The organism is Emticicia sp. SJ17W-69 (assembly GCF_051209875.1).
Lineage (GTDB): Bacteria > Bacteroidota > Bacteroidia > Cytophagales > Spirosomataceae > Emticicia.
Genome location: NZ_JBNTQY010000001.1, coordinates 5,430,085 through 5,447,500 on the forward strand (window position 1 = coordinate 5,430,085; position 17,416 = coordinate 5,447,500).

At 36.3% G+C, this 17,416-nt stretch carries 14 protein-coding genes, 1 tRNA gene and 2 rRNA genes (1 of these 17 cut by a window edge); 10 read left to right on the top strand and 7 right to left on the bottom strand.

From position 1 onward, the window contains the following. Window positions 1-17 precede the first annotated feature (17 nt). The gene (locus ACQUQZ_RS22340; RefSeq protein WP_435357310.1) at window positions 18-1,223 is read right to left on the bottom strand and encodes a hypothetical protein; all 1,206 of its coding nucleotides are present in this window, start codon (window positions 1,221-1,223) and stop codon (window positions 18-20) included. 220 nt (window positions 1,224-1,443) lie between these two features. Between ACQUQZ_RS22340 and ACQUQZ_RS22345 the strand changes: the two genes are divergently transcribed. The 7 genes from ACQUQZ_RS22345 (at window position 1,444) to ACQUQZ_RS22375 (ending at window position 8,655) form a co-directional block, all read left to right on the top strand. After that, window positions 1,444-2,259 (top strand): exonuclease domain-containing protein, encoded by an 816-nt coding sequence (locus ACQUQZ_RS22345; RefSeq protein ID WP_435357311.1) that lies wholly within the window; start codon window positions 1,444-1,446, stop codon window positions 2,257-2,259. A gap of 139 nt (window positions 2,260-2,398) precedes the next feature. Beyond that, entirely contained in the window at window positions 2,399-2,731 is a 333-nt protein-coding gene (gene nuoK, locus ACQUQZ_RS22350) for an NADH-quinone oxidoreductase subunit NuoK (RefSeq protein ID WP_435357312.1), read from the top strand. A gap of 98 nt (window positions 2,732-2,829) precedes the next feature. Continuing rightward, window positions 2,830-4,782: an NADH-quinone oxidoreductase subunit L gene (gene nuoL, locus ACQUQZ_RS22355; protein WP_435357313.1), complete on the top strand. Its 1,953-nt coding sequence runs from the start codon at window positions 2,830-2,832 to the stop codon at window positions 4,780-4,782. A 63-nt stretch (window positions 4,783-4,845) separates the two neighbouring features. Continuing rightward, window positions 4,846-6,297, top strand: a complete 1,452-nt coding sequence (locus ACQUQZ_RS22360; protein ID WP_435357314.1) for a complex I subunit 4 family protein — start codon at window positions 4,846-4,848, stop codon at window positions 6,295-6,297. Between the two features lie 73 nt (window positions 6,298-6,370). Then, window positions 6,371-7,765, top strand: coding sequence for an NADH-quinone oxidoreductase subunit N (locus ACQUQZ_RS22365; protein WP_435357315.1), 1,395 nt, complete (start codon window positions 6,371-6,373; stop codon window positions 7,763-7,765). Window positions 7,766-7,793: 28 nt separating this feature from the next. Continuing rightward, window positions 7,794-8,330: a GtrA family protein gene (locus ACQUQZ_RS22370; RefSeq protein ID WP_435357316.1), complete on the top strand. Its 537-nt coding sequence runs from the start codon at window positions 7,794-7,796 to the stop codon at window positions 8,328-8,330. Between the two features lie 145 nt (window positions 8,331-8,475). Next, entirely contained in the window at window positions 8,476-8,655 is a 180-nt protein-coding gene (locus tag ACQUQZ_RS22375) for a hypothetical protein (RefSeq protein WP_435357317.1), read from the top strand. 64 nt (window positions 8,656-8,719) lie between these two features. Here the strand turns inward: ACQUQZ_RS22375 and ACQUQZ_RS22380 are convergent, their stop codons facing one another. The 3 genes from ACQUQZ_RS22380 to ACQUQZ_RS22390 form a co-directional block, all read right to left on the bottom strand. Beyond that, window positions 8,720-9,250: an NADPH-dependent FMN reductase gene (locus ACQUQZ_RS22380; protein WP_435357318.1), complete on the bottom strand. Its 531-nt coding sequence runs from the start codon at window positions 9,248-9,250 to the stop codon at window positions 8,720-8,722. A gap of 83 nt (window positions 9,251-9,333) precedes the next feature. Then, a tRNA-Gln gene (locus ACQUQZ_RS22385) sits at window positions 9,334-9,404 on the bottom strand. Between the two features lie 78 nt (window positions 9,405-9,482). Continuing rightward, window positions 9,483-10,748, bottom strand: a complete 1,266-nt coding sequence (locus ACQUQZ_RS22390) for a DUF349 domain-containing protein (RefSeq protein ID WP_435357319.1) — start codon at window positions 10,746-10,748, stop codon at window positions 9,483-9,485. Window positions 10,749-10,962: 214 nt separating this feature from the next. On the opposite strand from ACQUQZ_RS22390, the gene ettA reads away from it, so the two are divergent. Beyond that, the gene (gene ettA, locus ACQUQZ_RS22395; RefSeq protein ID WP_435357320.1) at window positions 10,963-12,627 is read left to right on the top strand and encodes an energy-dependent translational throttle protein EttA; all 1,665 of its coding nucleotides are present in this window, start codon (window positions 10,963-10,965) and stop codon (window positions 12,625-12,627) included. A gap of 57 nt (window positions 12,628-12,684) precedes the next feature. On the opposite strand, the gene ACQUQZ_RS22400 is transcribed toward ettA, so the two are convergent. Beyond that, entirely contained in the window at window positions 12,685-13,191 is a 507-nt protein-coding gene (locus tag ACQUQZ_RS22400) for a hypothetical protein (RefSeq protein ID WP_435357321.1), read from the bottom strand. Window positions 13,192-13,410: 219 nt separating this feature from the next. On the opposite strand from ACQUQZ_RS22400, the gene ACQUQZ_RS22405 reads away from it, so the two are divergent. Next, window positions 13,411-15,051, top strand: coding sequence for a M28 family peptidase (locus tag ACQUQZ_RS22405; protein WP_435357322.1), 1,641 nt, complete (start codon window positions 13,411-13,413; stop codon window positions 15,049-15,051). Between the two features lie 60 nt (window positions 15,052-15,111). Beyond that, window positions 15,112-15,933, top strand: a complete 822-nt coding sequence (locus ACQUQZ_RS22410; RefSeq protein WP_435357323.1) for an aminotransferase class IV — start codon at window positions 15,112-15,114, stop codon at window positions 15,931-15,933. Window positions 15,934-16,407: 474 nt separating this feature from the next. Here the strand turns inward: ACQUQZ_RS22410 and rrf are convergent. Together rrf and ACQUQZ_RS22420 are read right to left on the bottom strand one after the other, a co-directional pair. Beyond that, window positions 16,408-16,519 (bottom strand): 5S ribosomal RNA (rrf, locus tag ACQUQZ_RS22415). A gap of 123 nt (window positions 16,520-16,642) precedes the next feature. Next, window positions 16,643-17,416 (bottom strand): 23S ribosomal RNA (locus ACQUQZ_RS22420); it runs 2,047 nt beyond the window's last position.

Sequence of the window (17,416 nt, forward strand, 5' to 3'; positions counted from 1 at the left end):
ACTTTAATTTGAATACATCAAAAGACCTCTCCCAAATTAAAAAAGAAGCCCTTTGCACCGCCTGTTCCAGCACCATAAGAAAGAATAAAATAAACATTTGATTTTTTATTAACTTTGATTCTTAAGCTTCCACCATAGCCCAGTAATAGCTTTGAAAATTGCTGATTGCTAAAACTTGTAAAACTTTGTGTATTTGCAAAAACGGCTCCGCCTAAAAGTTCATTTCTGAGGATATTAAAGCGATATTCTGTTTCAAAATAAATCATACTTTTCCCTCTGAACCTTCCTTGAATAAATGTTCTCCCTGCGTTATCGTAAGTATCCCAAAGGGTACTTGGCAAGTCAAAATAAGGAGCATTACCGTTAAAAGTTAGCCAGTTCAAATTCCAAAAGGCTAAGATATTTTTTGAGTTTTTGGGGAAAGATACATAATGCCGAAAATCAACATAGATAGATTTATAATTGGAGCTACTTTTGAGTAATTTGATATTTTGGGTAAAATAAAAATTGGCATACCAACCATCAGCGACAGGACTATTTTCATTTCTTCGGGTATCAAATAAGGCATTCAAAACTATCCCTGAAGATACTGCTGAAGTAGAGATTCCATAATCAGACGCATTTGTCACTAATTGATCATCAATAGATTTTACTTTAAAATGCTTATCAAAATTATACCCAACTCCTATTAATAAATCAGAGGCTACTGCCTTGAGCAAAACTTGGTGTAATCGAATAAAATTATAGCTAAAATGATTGTAAACGTCCTCTGAAGTTTGCCCTCCCAAACCAAAATCTCGAAGAGTGTAGTTATAAAATCGCCAATCCGAAACAAAATTATAGCGATTATCTTTACTCCAAATACTCGTTGTCAATATTGGAGTAAATTGCTTGTTCTGAGCATATTCAGGTGTGATTTTAATAACCGAGAGATTGGTATTTTTATACGTATAAAATGAAATATTAGCGTCAACCAAGACAGTAAAACCTGTTAATTGGCTATATCCAAAACCAGGCAAAATTGTTAGTAGAGGCACACCGATTTTCGTCTTTGTGGTATCAATCTGATAACTTTTACTTTTAATCTTATGCCAAACATCGCCAACATCCATCAAAACAGTTTTATTAGAATCTAACTTTTGACAAAAAGCAGTCTCAACCAACCCCATTTGAAGAAAAGTTAAAATCAATATAAGTTGCTTATACATTTCAGTTAGTTTCATAATGCCACATTCTATTTGTCTCTACGCAAGCTTTCTACGAATGGTTGGGTAAAATTCTCATGAATCAATATTTTAATTTAGGCTTTAACAAACAGCAATTTTTATGTTTATTAGCTCGTTTTTCTTTATTCAAATTATTCCTTTCTCCAAATCATTGATAATACCGCTGAAATTCTGATATAATTTATAACTTTGCACCACCGAAATAAAAATTACCCAAATGCTCACTCATTCACTTAAACTCCGTAAACCTTTAGCTGTTATCGACCTCGAAACTACTGGAGTTAATGTTGCCAAAGATAAAATTGTAGAATTATGTATTGCCAAAGCAAAAATTGATGGCACGGTAGAAGTCAAAACAAAACTGATTAATCCTGGTATTCCTATTCCTTTGGAAACAAGCTTGATTCATGGAATTTATGACGATGATGTGAAAGACGCTCCGACTTTTAAGCAGATTGGCAAAGCTTTGGCACAATTTCTTGAAGGTTGTGATTTAGCTGGCTTTAATAGCAATCGTTTTGACGTACCGATGTTGGTTGAAGAATTTTTAAGAGTTGATATAGATTTTGACACTAAAAACCGAAAATTGATTGATGCCCAACGCATTTTCCATTTGATGGAACCTCGTACGCTTTCGGCAGCTTATAAATTTTTCTGTCATAAAAACCTCGAAAATGCTCACAGTGCAGAAGTAGATACTTTGGCAACATTAGAGGTACTATGTTCGCAAGTAGAAAAGTACGAAGGTGTCAAACTCAAAAATGATAAGGGAGAAGAATACGAACCTGTCAAAAATGATATGGATGTGCTACACCAACTTACTTCTGCCAATATTGTAGATTTTGCACAAAGAATGATTATGAACGAAAGAGGCGAAATATTATTTAATTTTGGAAAACACAACAAAAAGCCTGTAAAATTAGTCTTAAAGCAAGAGCCACAATATTATGATTGGATGATCAATGGAGATTTCCCTTTAGATACAAAAAGAAAACTAACAGAGATAAAGTTGAAAATGATGTTGGATAAATAATATTTCTCTATTCTTGAACAACAATTTTCTCTAAAAAGCACACGATAAATTGATTATTTCCTATTTTTGCAGAAATGTTTGGGAAAACATCTCTTATTAAAATTAATAAAAGACTTGATAACTGTTAATCGATAAAGTAATGCAAAGTCAAATACCTGATATTATTCAGAAAGTTCCGTTGATAAACTATGTTTTGTTGGCAAGTATTTTGTTCATCATTGGTATAGTAGGTGTGCTTATTCGCCGCAATGCCATCATTATATTTATGTCAGTTGAATTGATGCTCAATGCTGTGAATTTATTATTAGTTACATTCTCAGCTTATCGTTCTGACCCAGCTGGACAAGTTTTTGTTTTTTTCATTATGGCAGTAGCCGCTGCCGAAGTAGCTGTTGGCTTAGCAATTATCGTAATGATCTACCGAAATATTCGCTCAATTGATGTCGGTCTTTTGGATAAATTGAAATGGTAAATTTAAAGCTGAATTAATATTTAAGCATGTATTTTAAAATCGATAACGATATTTTAAAAGCTATAAATAGCTGAGCATTCGTAAATCGTAAATCGTAAATGACACTTATGTTAGCAATCAAACTTATACCTTTATTTCCACTCATCGGATTTCTAATCAATGGGCTTGGTTTTCGTAAAATATCTAAAAGTTTGGCAGGTTCAATAGGCGTTGGAGCTTCTTTTCTTTCGTTTATTTGTGCATTTTTAGCATATCAGCAATTTTCAGAAACCAGTCAACCAATAATTGTTCAAGTTTTTGACTGGATCACTGTTGGAACATTAAACATTAATCTTTCTTTTCAGATTGATCAATTATCAATTTTGATGCTATTTGTTGTAACTGGCGTAGGTACCCTTATCCATGTTTATTCGATGGGTTACATGCACGACGATGAAGGCTATGGCAAATTCTTTGCGTTTCTTAACCTTTTCTTATTTTCGATGTTGTTGCTCGTGATGGGTTCAAACTATATCGTTATGTTTATCGGCTGGGAAGGCGTTGGACTTTGTTCATATTTATTGATTGGTTTTTGGAATAAAAACTTTGAATATGGCAATGCGGCTCGCAAAGCATTTATCATGAACCGTGTTGGTGATTTAGGCTTTTTGATCGGTATATTCTTAATAATCAATCATTTCGGAACTGTAGAATACCTTGAAGTTTTTGAAAAGGCCAAAGGGTTTTCGGTAGGAGATGCAACCATTGTTGCCATTACAGCATTTTTGTTTATTGGTGCAATGGGGAAATCAGCTCAAATTCCTCTTTATACATGGTTGCCTGATGCGATGGCAGGTCCAACACCTGTTTCGGCTTTGATTCACGCCGCTACGATGGTCACTTCTGGGCTTTACATGATTGTTCGTTCAAATATTCTTTATACGCTCGCACCTCAAACACTCGAATTTGTTGGTTGGATTGGACTGGCAACTGCTTTATTTGCCGCTACAATCGGTATTTTCCAAAACGATATTAAGAAGGTTTTGGCATACTCAACTGTCAGTCAGTTAGGTTATATGTTTATGGCAATGGGCGTGATGGCTTATACTTCAGGTTTTTTCCATGTTGTTACGCACGCATTTTTCAAAGCATTATTGTTCTTAGGAGCAGGTAGTGTGATTCACGCAATGGGCGGAGAGCAAGATATTCGCCGTATGGGTGGACTTTGGGGGAAAATTAAAATCACAGCGATAACTTTCTTGATAGGCACAATTGCTATTTCAGGAATTCCTCCATTTGCTGGTTTTTTCTCAAAAGATGAAATTTTAGCTCATGTTTATGAACATAACAAGTTGATGTGGGCTATTGCAGTGCTTACTTCTATGATGACTGCATTCTATATGTTCCGTCTTTTCTTCTTGACATTTACAGGAAAATTCAGAGGAACGCACGAACAAGAGCATCATTTGCATGAATCGCCTTCAAGCATGACTATTCCCTTGATGGCTTTAGCAGCACTTTCAGTAGTTGGTGGTTTTATCGGGATGCCAGAAATTTTTCATTTCCCTCATGCTTTAGCTGATTTCTTAAATCCAATTTATGTTGGTTCAAAAGCTGTAAATCCTGAATTTGGAGCAGCCACAGTTGACCATTCAACAGAATGGATGTTGATGGGCATCTCAGTTGCTGCAGCAGCTATTTCGATATTCTATGCTTATACTAAATTTGGCAATAGCAAAAACATACCTGTGGAAGATTCAGAAATCAGTGGCTTGCAAAAGACAATTTATAACAAATACTATATTGACGAAGCTTATTGGGCAACTTTTGTAAATCCTGTGAAGCGATTATCAAATTTATTTGCCAATGTTTTTGAGCCAAAAGGATTTGATGGCGTAGTAAACGGCATTGGTGGATTTGTCAATAATTTCAGTGGCGTAGCCAGAAAATTGCAAGCAGGTGGAACAGGTTTTTATTTATTTGCTATGGTTATAGGTATCGCTGTAATCTTGGGAATGAATCTTGGTTATCAGGTTTTGGAAACAATCAAAGCTTTTGTTGGCATTAAGTAAAATAGATTTTGTATCATCAGTTACAATCAATTCGATTAGGTAACAACATAAAAATAATTTCGAATGTTAGCACTAACACTCATACTTATACCCTTTATTGGTAGTATTCTGCTATTTTTATTGAAAGGAAGTAACGTCAGTACATCCAAAAATGTAGCTCTTTTTTCATCTTTAATAACGTTTGCGGTAGCAATTTATACTTTTGCTACTTTCAATCCACTTGTTCCGATTGAAGCAAAATACACTTGGATGAAAGATTTGAATATCAACTTTCATATTGGTATTGATGGAATCAGTTTATTAATGATTGCTCTTACAACATTTTTAGTGCCAATCATTATACTTTCAACCTACAAATTCAGCTATAAAAACCATGCTACTTTCTACATGCTCATACTTCTAACCGAAGTTGCGTTGTTAGGTGTTTTCATGGCTAAAGATATTTTCTTGTTTTATTTCTTCTTTGAAGCTGCTTTGATTCCAGTCTATTTCTTAGCGGCAATTTGGGGAGGAAAAGATGCTCCACGTATTACTTTCAAGATGTTTGTTTATACCATTTTTGGAAGTTTATTTATGTTGGTTGCCATCGTTTATTTGTATATTCAAGGTGCTACTGTCAATATTCAAGAACTTTATACAACTGGTAAGCTTATTTCGCCTACCAATCAAAATTTATTATTCTGGGCATTCTTTATTGCTTTCGCTATCAAAATGCCTGTTTTACCATTTCATACTTGGCAACCTGATGCTTATTCTGAATCGCCAACACCAGCTACTATGTTACTTTCTGGTTTGCTTTCAAAAATGGGCGTTTATGGATTGATACGTATTTTATTACCACTTGCTCCAATAGGTGTCACCAATTGGGGTTTTTTCGGAATGATACTTTCTGTGATTGGTTTAATTTACGGTTCTATCATAGCTATCCAACAAAATAATATCAAACGTCTTATCGCCTACTCTTCATTTGCTCACATGGGTTTAATGGCAGCAGGTGTACTTTCTGGAACGCTAAGTGGTATTCAAGGGGCATTATTACAAATGGTTGCTCATGGTATCAATGCAGTTGGATTATTCTTTATTATTAAGATCATTTATGACCGTACCAATACCAGAGAATTAAGTGCTTTAGGGGGTATCACTCAAAAAACACCAGCTCTAAGTATTTACTTCATGATCATTATGCTTGGAAGTGTGGCATTGCCTTTAACTAACGGTTTTGTTGGAGAATTTTTATTGTTGAAAAGTGTCTATGACAAAAATGTTTGGCTTGGAGCGATTGCTGGTTTGACTATTATTTTAGGAGCTGTGTATATGCTTCGTTTGATGCAACGCTCAATGTTTGGCGAAAGTAATCAAGTAACAGCTAAATTTAAAGACGTAAGCGGAACAGAAGTTGCTGTCTTATTACCTTTGGCGATTTTAGTTGTTTTGATGGGTGTTTTCCCAAATATATTCTTAAAAATTACTGAACCTGCTGTCAATAGCATTTTACAGATAATTAGTAGCAAGTAGTTATTATAAAATTTTATTTTATCACCCCTCATAAGGTGGCAGCTTTGCTGACTTGGGGGTTATCAATTTTATTATGTATCCGATACTCGTACTCTCATTTTCTGGACTCGTTACATTGTTTTTAGGTTTCCTAAAATCAAAGAAAATACTTTTACCTGCATCATTGTTTTTTGTGGCACTTGCTTTCGTTTCTAACTTCATTGATTGGAATAAACCTGGCCTTTATTTCAGCAATATGCTTGAAGCAAGTAACCTATCTATCATTTTTACTTCAATCATCTTGCTTTCAGCATTTTTGATAATGGCATTATCGAAAGGTTTTATAGATGATGATCAAGCTCATCCAGCCGAATATTTTGCTATTTTGCAGTTTTCTCTCGTTGGAGCGATAATGATGACAAATTATCAAAACCTGATAATGCTTTTTATTGGTGTTGAAATCCTTTCAGTATCAATGTATGTACTTACAGGTAGTGATAAAAGAAATATCCGTGGGAATGAAGCTGCCCTTAAATATTTCTTAATGGGAGCTTTTGCTACTGGAATCATGCTTTTTGGTATCGCAATGCTTTATGGAGCTAATTATTCATTCAATATTAGCGATGCTCACTCATGGTTGGCACAAACGCAAATAGCAAGTCGTCCAGTTTTTCTTTATGTGGGTGTAACCTTCTTGCTCATAGGTTTACTTTTCAAAGTTTCGGCAGCACCATTTCACTTTTGGACACCAGATGTTTATGAAGGTGCTCCAACAATTTTTACGACCTTTATGTCAACTATCGTAAAAACTGCTGGATTTGCTGCTATATATCGTATTCTTGAGGTATCTTACTCTCCATTATATAATTTTTGGTGGGTAATGATCATCGTAATGGCTGTTTTAAGTTTATTAATTAGCAATATTACGGCTGTTGCTCAAAGTAGTTTCAAAAGAATGTTGGCCTTTTCAAGCATATCTCATGCAGGATATATGTTGATAGCAATTGTAGGTTTAAGCAATAAAACCGATGCTTCCATCGTATTCTATTCATTAGCATATTCTTTAGCAACTATTAGTGCCTTTGGTGTATTGATAATTGTCTCAAAAGAAAAATTAGTAGATGGCCGTCCTGATGAAAACATTACTGTTTTGAATGGTCTTGCAAAGAAAAATCCATTCTTAGCGTTTGTTTTAGCGGTATCAATGTTTTCATTAGCTGGAATCCCTTTAACAGCTGGTTTCTGGGGAAAATTCTATGTTTTTGCTGATGCTGCATATCGTGGGCATATCTGGTTATTAGTTGTGGCAATCTTGATGTCGGCTGTTGGTATTTACTATTATTTTAAACCAATTATAGCAGCTTACATGAAAGAAGGGGACGGTGAAAGCATTCAATTATCATCATTTTATAAAATAATCCTTGGTTTTACTACGGTTGGTTCCCTTATACTTGGTCTATTTCCGAGTTTGATACGCGACTTACTATGATTTACCAACTATAAAGTAATCATAGCAGATGAATACTCTTTTAAAATTTTCTGGACTAAACTTATTTGTGGAATTACTTAACAAAATAAAAAACAAGGAATTAAGAAGCTTTCTCTCATTTTTTCTAACAGCTATTTTGGGGGCAGGAACTAATTTTTTCACAAGGATTTTATATAAACCCGTTTTTGTGAGCTTTGGCTTTGCAGATAAGCCTGCTTTTCAACTAAGTATCTTTGCTGGATACATGACGGCAACAATTGTAACCTTTATCCCTAATAAAGTTTTTGCATTTTCTGCCAAAGAATCCGGTAATACTAAACGAGAATCTGTCAAATTTGTTATCATTGCAGTGGTAGCATTAGGAATTCAATTAGGTCTTTCTTCCTTGACATTTGATTTTGTAGCTAATAAATACTTTACCGATTATTCATTAACTTTAAGAGAAACTTTTTCTCATATTGTAGGAATGGGTTTTAGTTTTCTTGCCAATTTTTATGGTCATAAGTTCTTGACTTTCAGAAGTACAGGTATTTATGACAAAATTAAGACCCGCTCCACCCCATAATATTGTACAAATCCAAGGAATTATTGTTTCTTAAAAAGTATTTAAGAAAATTTTAAATTTTTTTTAAGAAAAACTTGCATCTTATCTTAAAATTGTCTTAAATTTGCATTGCGTTTCAAACCTTAAAACACCGCAAACAAAGACAATGAAAAAAGTAATCGCAATCTTATTCGTAGCATGTGTAGCTTCTTTAGCTGCTTGTACTTCTAAAACTGCTGAAACAGCTGTTGATTCAACTGCTGCTGTAGCTGTAGATACTACTGCAACTGCTGCTGCTGCTGTTGACACAACTGCTGCTGCTGCTGCTGACACAACTAAAAAATAATTTTTTTAGTTGCTGCATAAGAGAGCCTTATTCGTTAAACGAGCAAGGCTTTTTTTTATGCTCTTTAGATTATCAACTCATTCAGAGATGCTATCAATTGCTTTAGTTTAAGCACCGTTTCTTCATCAGTAATGTTATCTCCTTCTAACTTCCCTTTTACTCCTTGAATTAATACTTGTGTTTGTTGATTAAACGTTGCACCAAGTGTTCGCATGATTAACTTTAAATCTTCGTGAGCTTTTTCTCCTGATGCTGAAGCGGTAATTAAAGCTGTTGGCTTATGAGTAAAGGCAATTGTCGAAACAGTCCATTCAAGGGCATTTTTTAGGCTTCCAGGCAGGCTAAAAACGTATTCTGGTGTGCAGATGATAATTCCATCTGCCTGCTCAATTTGGCTTCGAAAATCGGATATTTTCTTAGGAGGAACATTTGAATCCAAATCAGGATTAAAATGTGGTAGTTGTGCTATTTTATCATAAATATTAATTAAAAAAATTCCCCTCGACAATTCAGCAATCGCTTTTACAATTCGTAAATTCGAAGAATTCTCTCTTGTACTCCCAATAATTGCTAAAATCTTCTTTTGTTTTTTCATGGCTCAAAAACTTTTAAAATCTAAGTAGTTTAAAAACAAAAAGAGTAACTACTTGATAATCAAATAGTTACTCTTTATAGTTGTTGACCTACAAGGATTCGAACCTTGAATAACGGTACCAAAAACCGGTGTGTTACCATTACACTATAGGTCAATCCCGATTTTGTGAGTGCAAAAGTACGACTTTAAAGATAATTACGCAAGAGAGATTCAAAAAAAATTTACTTTTTTTTTATTGAGCTGCTCTTCTTAATTCTTCTAAAATCACTTCTTTCATCAATAACTTACGTTTTTGCGTCTGAATGTTCGATTGCGTGATTTTATCTAAGTCTGGGCCTTGCGAAACCCCCTCGTTACTTTCAATCAATATTTTCAATTCTCCCCTTGCACGAATGACAATATTTTCCATTTCACGGAATTTCGTCAAGGTTTGTTGTTTTTCGCTCAAATAATTATAATTAGGCAATTTACGAGTCACAACTTTCATCAAATAGCTTAACTCAAAAATCTTATCGCAAGCAGCTCTGAAGCGTTCTGCAACATTTCTGACAGCCAAATGAGATGGAACCTTGATATTTTTCCAATCATTGAGCATCACTTTTGCACGCTCAGTTGATGCAAATATATCTTTAGCTTCTGCCAATTGCTCAGCTTCTTCCATCATTTTTTGTTGAGCCTCGACACGTGGGTCAACTCGTACTTTTATTTGAATACCTTTGGCAGCACAATATTTTTCGTAATACAAAGTCGTCAACTTCTTAAAACGACGGAATTCGTATTTCAAGCGTTTTGGAGGCACATCACCTACATTTCTCCATTCAGATTGGAGACGCTTGAGTTCTGCAAAAGAAAGTTCCCAATTGCCCATACGGAAAAGCATTTCAGCACCTCTTACCAATTCATTATACTTTTCCATGCGATCGCCAATAATGCGATTTTGTTCCTCATAAAAAGCTTTTCTACGTTGATAGAAATCATCTAAAACTTCTCTGAAGGTTGTCTCGATTTGTTCCTGATAAGGTTTGTCAACTGGGCCTGTACGAATCCAACGAGTTTTGATATCTTGTAGTTTTTCGGCTACAATATTCCAATCAACATCCTCTTTGGCTTCTTTGGCTTCTTCGACTAATGCTTCTTTGATTGTGAGATTGTTTGCTTGATTGCCAACAATCAAACCACGAAGCACTTCCTCTTGCTCATCTAAAGTTTTGAGCAAAGGAATAAAATCGCCAATTCCATCGAAGTTCAGCAATCGTTTGCGTAGCTGCGTGAGTTTGGTTAAGAAAGAACCCTTATTTTGGGCCTCGGCAATCTCAGATTCTAATTGAGTAACCTTGTTTACCGCAATTTGGTAACGGTTAATAAAATACTGGAAAGCCTCTTCTTCTGTGCGTTTTACTTCTCCGATTTGTCGGTCGGGCATATCTAAATAGCCCTTCAAGAATACCTTACCGTCTTTTATGTAAGCATATTCGTTTTCTAATGTTACGCCGTTCATAATAAAAAATCACATGGCTTGTGAGTCAGGGGATGGTGGTTTATTTGGTAAAAATCGTGTTTTTTTTGTATAATGCAAACACGTTTAACGATATTTGCGTAAAAATTTATTAAATGTAGCAATAAAACACAAAATTTTTATTCATTTAATAATAATTTAATAAAAAATGCCGAATTATTTCTTAAAAATGACCGCTAACGAATATTTTTAAACAATGTCAGAACAAATTATCTTCTCGATGGAGCGAGTGAGTAAAATCATTCCGCCAAGCCGTCAAATTCTTAAAAACATTTATCTCTCATTTTTCTACGGTGCCAAAATTGGTGTTCTTGGACTTAATGGTTCTGGAAAATCTACCCTACTCAGAGTTATTGCGGGTATTGACAAAAACATCAATGGCGATGTGGTATTCTCACCAGGTTACACCGTTGGCATGTTAGAACAAGAACCAACACTTGACCCTACAAAAACTGTCCGACAAATTGTAGAAGAAGGGGTGCAGGAAATTGTAGATTTATTGAAAGAATTCGATACTATTAACGAAGCATTCGGAGATCCTGATGCTGATTTTGATAAACTACTCGCTCGTCAAGGTGAAGTGCAGGAGAAATTGGACACTTTCGATGCTTGGGAATTAGACACTCGTTTAGAACGTGCAATGGATGCTCTCCGTTGTCCACCTGAAGATGCCATTGTAGCTAATCTTTCTGGGGGAGAGAAACGTCGTGTAGCTCTTTGTCGATTACTTTTGAAACAACCGGATGTTTTGCTTTTGGATGAACCTACCAACCACCTTGATGCTGAATCGGTACTTTGGTTGGAAGAGCATTTGCGTCAATATAAAGGGACTGTGATTGCTGTAACCCACGACCGTTATTTCTTAGATAATGTGGCTGGCTGGATTTTGGAATTGGACAGAGGCGAAGGTATTCCATGGAAAGGGAATTATTCTTCTTGGCTCGAACAAAAACAAAATCGTTTAGAAAAGGAAGAAAAAACGGAATCTAAACGCCAAAAATCTTTACAACGAGAATTAGAATGGGTAAGAATGGCTCCAAAAGCTCGCCAAGCAAAATCAAAAGCTCGTTTGGCTGCTTATGATAAAATGGTGAGTGAAGATTCGAAAGAAAGAGAAGATAAACTCGAACTTTTCATTCCACCTGGCCCACGTTTGGGTAATAAAGTAATCGAAGCAAAAGGCGTAAAAATGGGCTTTGGCGATCGTTTACTATATGAAGATTTGAATTTTAGTTTGCCTCAAAATGGTATTGTTGGAATTATTGGCCCGAATGGTGCTGGTAAAACAACGCTCTTTAAATTAATCACTGGTCAATTACAACCATTGGCTGGTACTTTTGAAGTAGGTGAAACCGTAAAGCTTTCATACGTTGACCAAGAGCATAATCAACTTGACCCTACTAAATCGGTTTATGAGTTGATTTCTGGTGGAAATGAATGGGTAATGCTTGGAAATCGCCAAGTAAATGCTCGTGGTTATGTAAGCCGATTTAATTTCCAAGGGGGCGACCAAGAGAAAAAAGTGGGTATTCTTTCAGGTGGAGAGCGAAACCGTGTGCATTTGGCAATGATGCTCAAAGAAGGCGGAAACCTTTTGCTTTTAGATGAGCCAACCAATGATTTGGACGTAAACACGCTTCGTGCTTTGGAAGAAGGTCTTGAAAACTTTGCGGGTTGTGCCGTAGTTATTTCTCACGACCGTTGGTTCTTGGATAGAATTGCGACCCACATTTTAGCTTTTGAAGGCGATTCACAAGTATATTGGTTTGAAGGAAACTTTTCAGAATACGAAGAAAATCGCAAAAAACGCTTAGGCACTGATTTGACTCCTAAACGTATTAAATATAGGAAGTTGCAATAGTGTTTTTACAAAAAAACCGAAGACAAAAATCTTCGGTTTTTTTATAACTAAAGTCTTTTACTTTCTTGCCTCTCTCACCGCTCCTTCAAATTGTTGTACCATTTCTTTTACCAAAGTTTCATCTTTTGTGCTCAGCGTAAATGATGTTGGGTCTTTGTCATCTTTATCATTCACATTAAATGAACCTCCAATTGTATTGTCTTTACCAAAACCCAAATCCATTTTGATTCTGTCGGCTGGTACATCTAAGACCAATTTGTAATTTCCATCTTTTTGCTTTTGGTAACTCACTTTTCTCACATCTTTCAAAAGCCAACTAATATTGACGCCCATTGAGAAGTTCTCTTCTTTGGCAGTCAAATTCATCAACATTTTACTCCCAACAAACGAAAACGTTGGCTTAGATTTGTGGTCATTGACATTCATTTTTCGATTGTCGTCATCAATAACCAATTTGTTTAGCTGACTTGTCAGCCAATCGGTTTGTTGTTTAAGAGCTGCTGTTTGAGCAAAAGTTTGGGTACTCAATAACACTGCAAAGAACATTACAAATAGCTTTTTCATAGTTTTTCAGAATTTTGTTTTCTTTACAGATGCAAAAAAATGCTCGTGGGTTGCGTAGCTTTAAACAAGAAACTTTACTTTTGATAAAAAAAACACTAACAAATGACACGATTAAAACAAATTATAAGATTGATACGATTAAATGATGATTTATCATTTATTGATTTTCAATGATTATATGCTTAAATTGTATACTTAATAAATCTCAAACTACCATTTATGAAAAACACTTTTCTACTATTTTTTTGTTTTTTTGCCTTATCCACTAACGCTCAAAGTTTAGTTTCAGAGCAAGTTCTAAAGCATCTTGAATCAATCGATACCAATCGAATCAAAGCTCACGTAGCATACTTATCAGACGATAAACTTAAAGGCAGACTTCCTGGAAAAGAAGGTTATCAGATGGCTGTTGATTATGCTATTAAGCAATATAAAGAAATGGGTCTAAAACCCGCAGGAGAAAAAGGAACTTACACCCAAAAGGTTTTGCTTAGAAAGAGTAAATTAGTAAAAGAGTCAGCCAAATTTACGCTTACCTTACCCGACGGTAAAAAGCAAGAGCTAACATTTGGAAACGATTTAGCAATTTACCCGCATCCTGAAAGAAAATCTGTTGATTTCAATGCTCCTTTGGTATTTGTTGGTGCTGGTTTTGATGCCTCACAAAGCAACCTTCAAGATTATAAAGGCATTGATGTAAAAGGGAAAATAGTAGTTGTTTTAAGAAAAATACCTGAAAACTTACCTACAAATGTAAGATTACATTTAGGTTATCCTGCTACATTGCAAGAATTTGCCGTAAAAAATGGAGCAATTGGTGTGTTGGTTTGCAATTATACAACCAGCATGGTGCAGTTCAAGGCCGCAGCTAATAATATGGTTTCAAATGGTGTATCGGCATCAGTTACAGCCAAAGGAAAAAGAACAAGTTCAGCATCGGTTTTGGGTGGAAAAATACAAATAGCAGGCGGTATATCAGTACCAACTTTGCAAGCCTTGATGCGTGCCGAAAATAATATGCTCGACAGCACTTGGCAACAACTCGAAAAAGGAAAATTTGTGAGTAAAGTACTTAAAAGTAGCCTTAAAGGTCACTATGAAAGTACATTTGATGATATTATAAGCTATAATGTAGTAGCTAAATTGGAAGGCTCTGATCCAAAATTGAAAAAAGAATATATCGTTCACTCGGCTCATCTAGACCACTTAGGCATCGGAAAGCCAATCAATGGTGATTCAATTTATAATGGAGCTCATGATAATGCCTCAGGCGTAGCCTGTGCATTAGAAATTGCCCGAATGTATGCCACCGTAAGTCCAAAACCGAAGCGTTCTTTACTTTTTTTACTTGTTACTGCTGAAGAAATGGGTCTTTTAGGTTCAGGGTATTTTGCAGCATATCCAACAGTATCGAAAAAACAAATCGTTGCCGACATCAATACTGATATGCCTACTTTGCTTGCTCCTTTAGAGTCGGTTGCTCCACTTGGGGCAGAACATAGCAGTTTGCAAAAAGTAGTTGAACAGGCAGCCAGTTTAGCAAAATTAGAGGTTGAGCCAGACCCAGACCCAAGCGAAGGACGTTTTGTCCGAAGTGACCAATATAACTTCGTAAAAGCAGGAATCCCTGCCTTACACATTAAATATGGTTATAGATTTAGCAATCCGAGCTTAAATTTGGCAGAAAAAGTAAAAAAATGGCGTGAAGCACACTATCATAAGCCATCTGATGAAATAACAAATGGTTTTGTTTGGTCGGCCTCTAAAAAATATGTGCAAGTCAATTTCTTAACAAGCTACTTGATCTCTCAAAACCCACAAAAACCAACTTGGAACAAAGGCGATTTTTTTGAAAAGTAAATTGAGATTTTAGAAAAAATATTCACTCATTCAAAACGTACTCATTCACTCATTGAAATAATGCACCACGCTTACTTAAATGGCGAAATTCGCCCCGTAGAAGAAACAAATATTCATATTACTGACTTAGGGCTATTGCGTGGCTATGGCCTTTTCGACTATTTTATTACTTATAATAGTCGTCCATTTCAGTGGGATTGGTATTGGGAGCGTTACGAGCGTTCGGCAAAATTGTTATGTTTACCCAATCCAATTCAAAAAGAAGAAGCCTATCTAGTGGTACTGAAATTGATTGAAAAAAGTGGTTTAGACAACTGTGCTATACGCTTTGTGCTGACAGGCGGCTATTCGCCTGACAGCATGAGTATGACTCGCCCAAATCTACTTATCATTAGCGAAGATATTCATCCTGTTAAACTCCAAGATTATGAAACTGGTATTAAAGTTATTACGCATGACTATGTACGAGACCTACCCGAAATAAAAAGCATTGATTATAAGCATTTGATGATTTTACAAACTGACATCAAAGCAGCAAAAGCCACTGATGTTTTGTTTCATAAACGAGGTTATATCAGTGAACTAAGTCGTAGTAATGTATTTCTTTTTAAAGGAGATACGCTCATTACGCCTAATCGAAAAGTTTTGCGAGGTATTACTCGACGTTTTGTTTTAGAATTAGCCAAAAGTCATTTCAAAATCGAAGAAAGAAACGTTGAGTTAAAAGAATTACTCGTCGCCGACGAAGTTTTCACAACGAGTACCACCAAAAGAGTTTTACCCATCACTCAAATAGATAATGTCATTTTAAGCAATGGAAAAATTGGAGCGAAAACTAAGTTTTTACTGAATTTGGTAAATGAGCGAGTGAAAAATTGGTAGGTTACACCTAAAATAAAGATAAAAGAGCAGGCCTTTATAGCTTGCTCTTTTTAAATAATAAAAGTTACAAAATTTGCATTCTGAAGCCTTCATACCAATTTAAACTTGCTTAAACGCAAAAAAAGCAACCTTTTAGAGGTTGCTTTTTGATTAATAAAATTCTTGGGTGACGCCAGTCGATTTACTTCCTCTCCCGAGTACGAACGGCAAACTTTCAGTACCATTAGCGTCACAGAACTTGTTATAACGCAAAAAACCTCAGCTTTAAGGGCTGAGGTTTTTGTTAATAAAATCTTGGGGTGACGCCCAGTCCATCTACTTACTCTCCCGAGTATGAACCGGCAAACGTTTTGTCAGTACCATCAGCGGTGCGGAACTAAGCGTTCTTAACATTTCTGTTGAATATGTTCAGAGATAATTTTGTCTTAAACGCAAAAAACCTCAGCTTTAAGGGCTGAGGTTTTTAAAATAAAATCCTGGCATCTACTTACTCTCCCGAGTATGAACTCAGTACCATCAGCGGTGCGGGGCTTAACTTCTCTGTTCGAGATGGGAAGAGGTGAACACCCGCCCAATGGACGCCATGAAGGACTGCCTATTTCGGTTAAAAACCACTAGGACTTAATATCTTTTAGTTCTTCATGTCTTAATTGGTTATTCCAATAAAACTACAATGACTTTGATAGAGAGAAATAATAAGAAAAAGTATAAAAAAGAGTCCTCGATTCATTAGTATTGCTCGGCTTAGTGTTACCACTTCTACACCTACAACCTATCAACGTAATAGTCTATTACGAATCTCAATGGAAGACTCATCTTGAGGTGGGTTTCACACTTAGATGCTTTCAGCGTTTATCCCGTCCGTACTTAGCTACTCTGCCGTGCCCTTGGCAAGACAACAGATGCACCAGCGGTACGTCCAACTCGGTCCTCTCGTACTAAAGTCAGAACCTCTCAATCTTCCTACGCCCACCACAGATAGGGACCGAACTGTCTCACGACGTTCTGAACCCAGCTCGCGTGCCACTTTAATCGGCGAACAGCCGAACCCTTGGGACCTTCTCCAGCCCCAGGATGTGACGAGCCGACATCGAGGTGCCAAACCTCCCCGTCGATGTGAGCTCTTGGGGGAGATCAGCCTGTTATCCCCGGAGTACCTTTTATCCTTTGAGCGACGGCCCTTCCATACAGAACCGCCGGATCACTATACCCATGTTTCCATCCAGCTCGACTTGTTGGTCTCACTGTCAAGCGACCTTATGCTATTGCACTCAACGCACGGTTACCAAGCGTGCTGAGGTCACCTTTGGAAGCCTCCGTTACTCTTTTGGAGGCGACCACCCCAGTCAAACTACCCACCAAACGGTGTCCTCGCCTTAGGCAAGTTAGAATCCAAATAACCAAAGGGTGGTATTTCAACGTTGGCTCCATAACGCCTAGCGACGCCACTTCACAGCCTCCCACCTATCCTACACATCAGTTA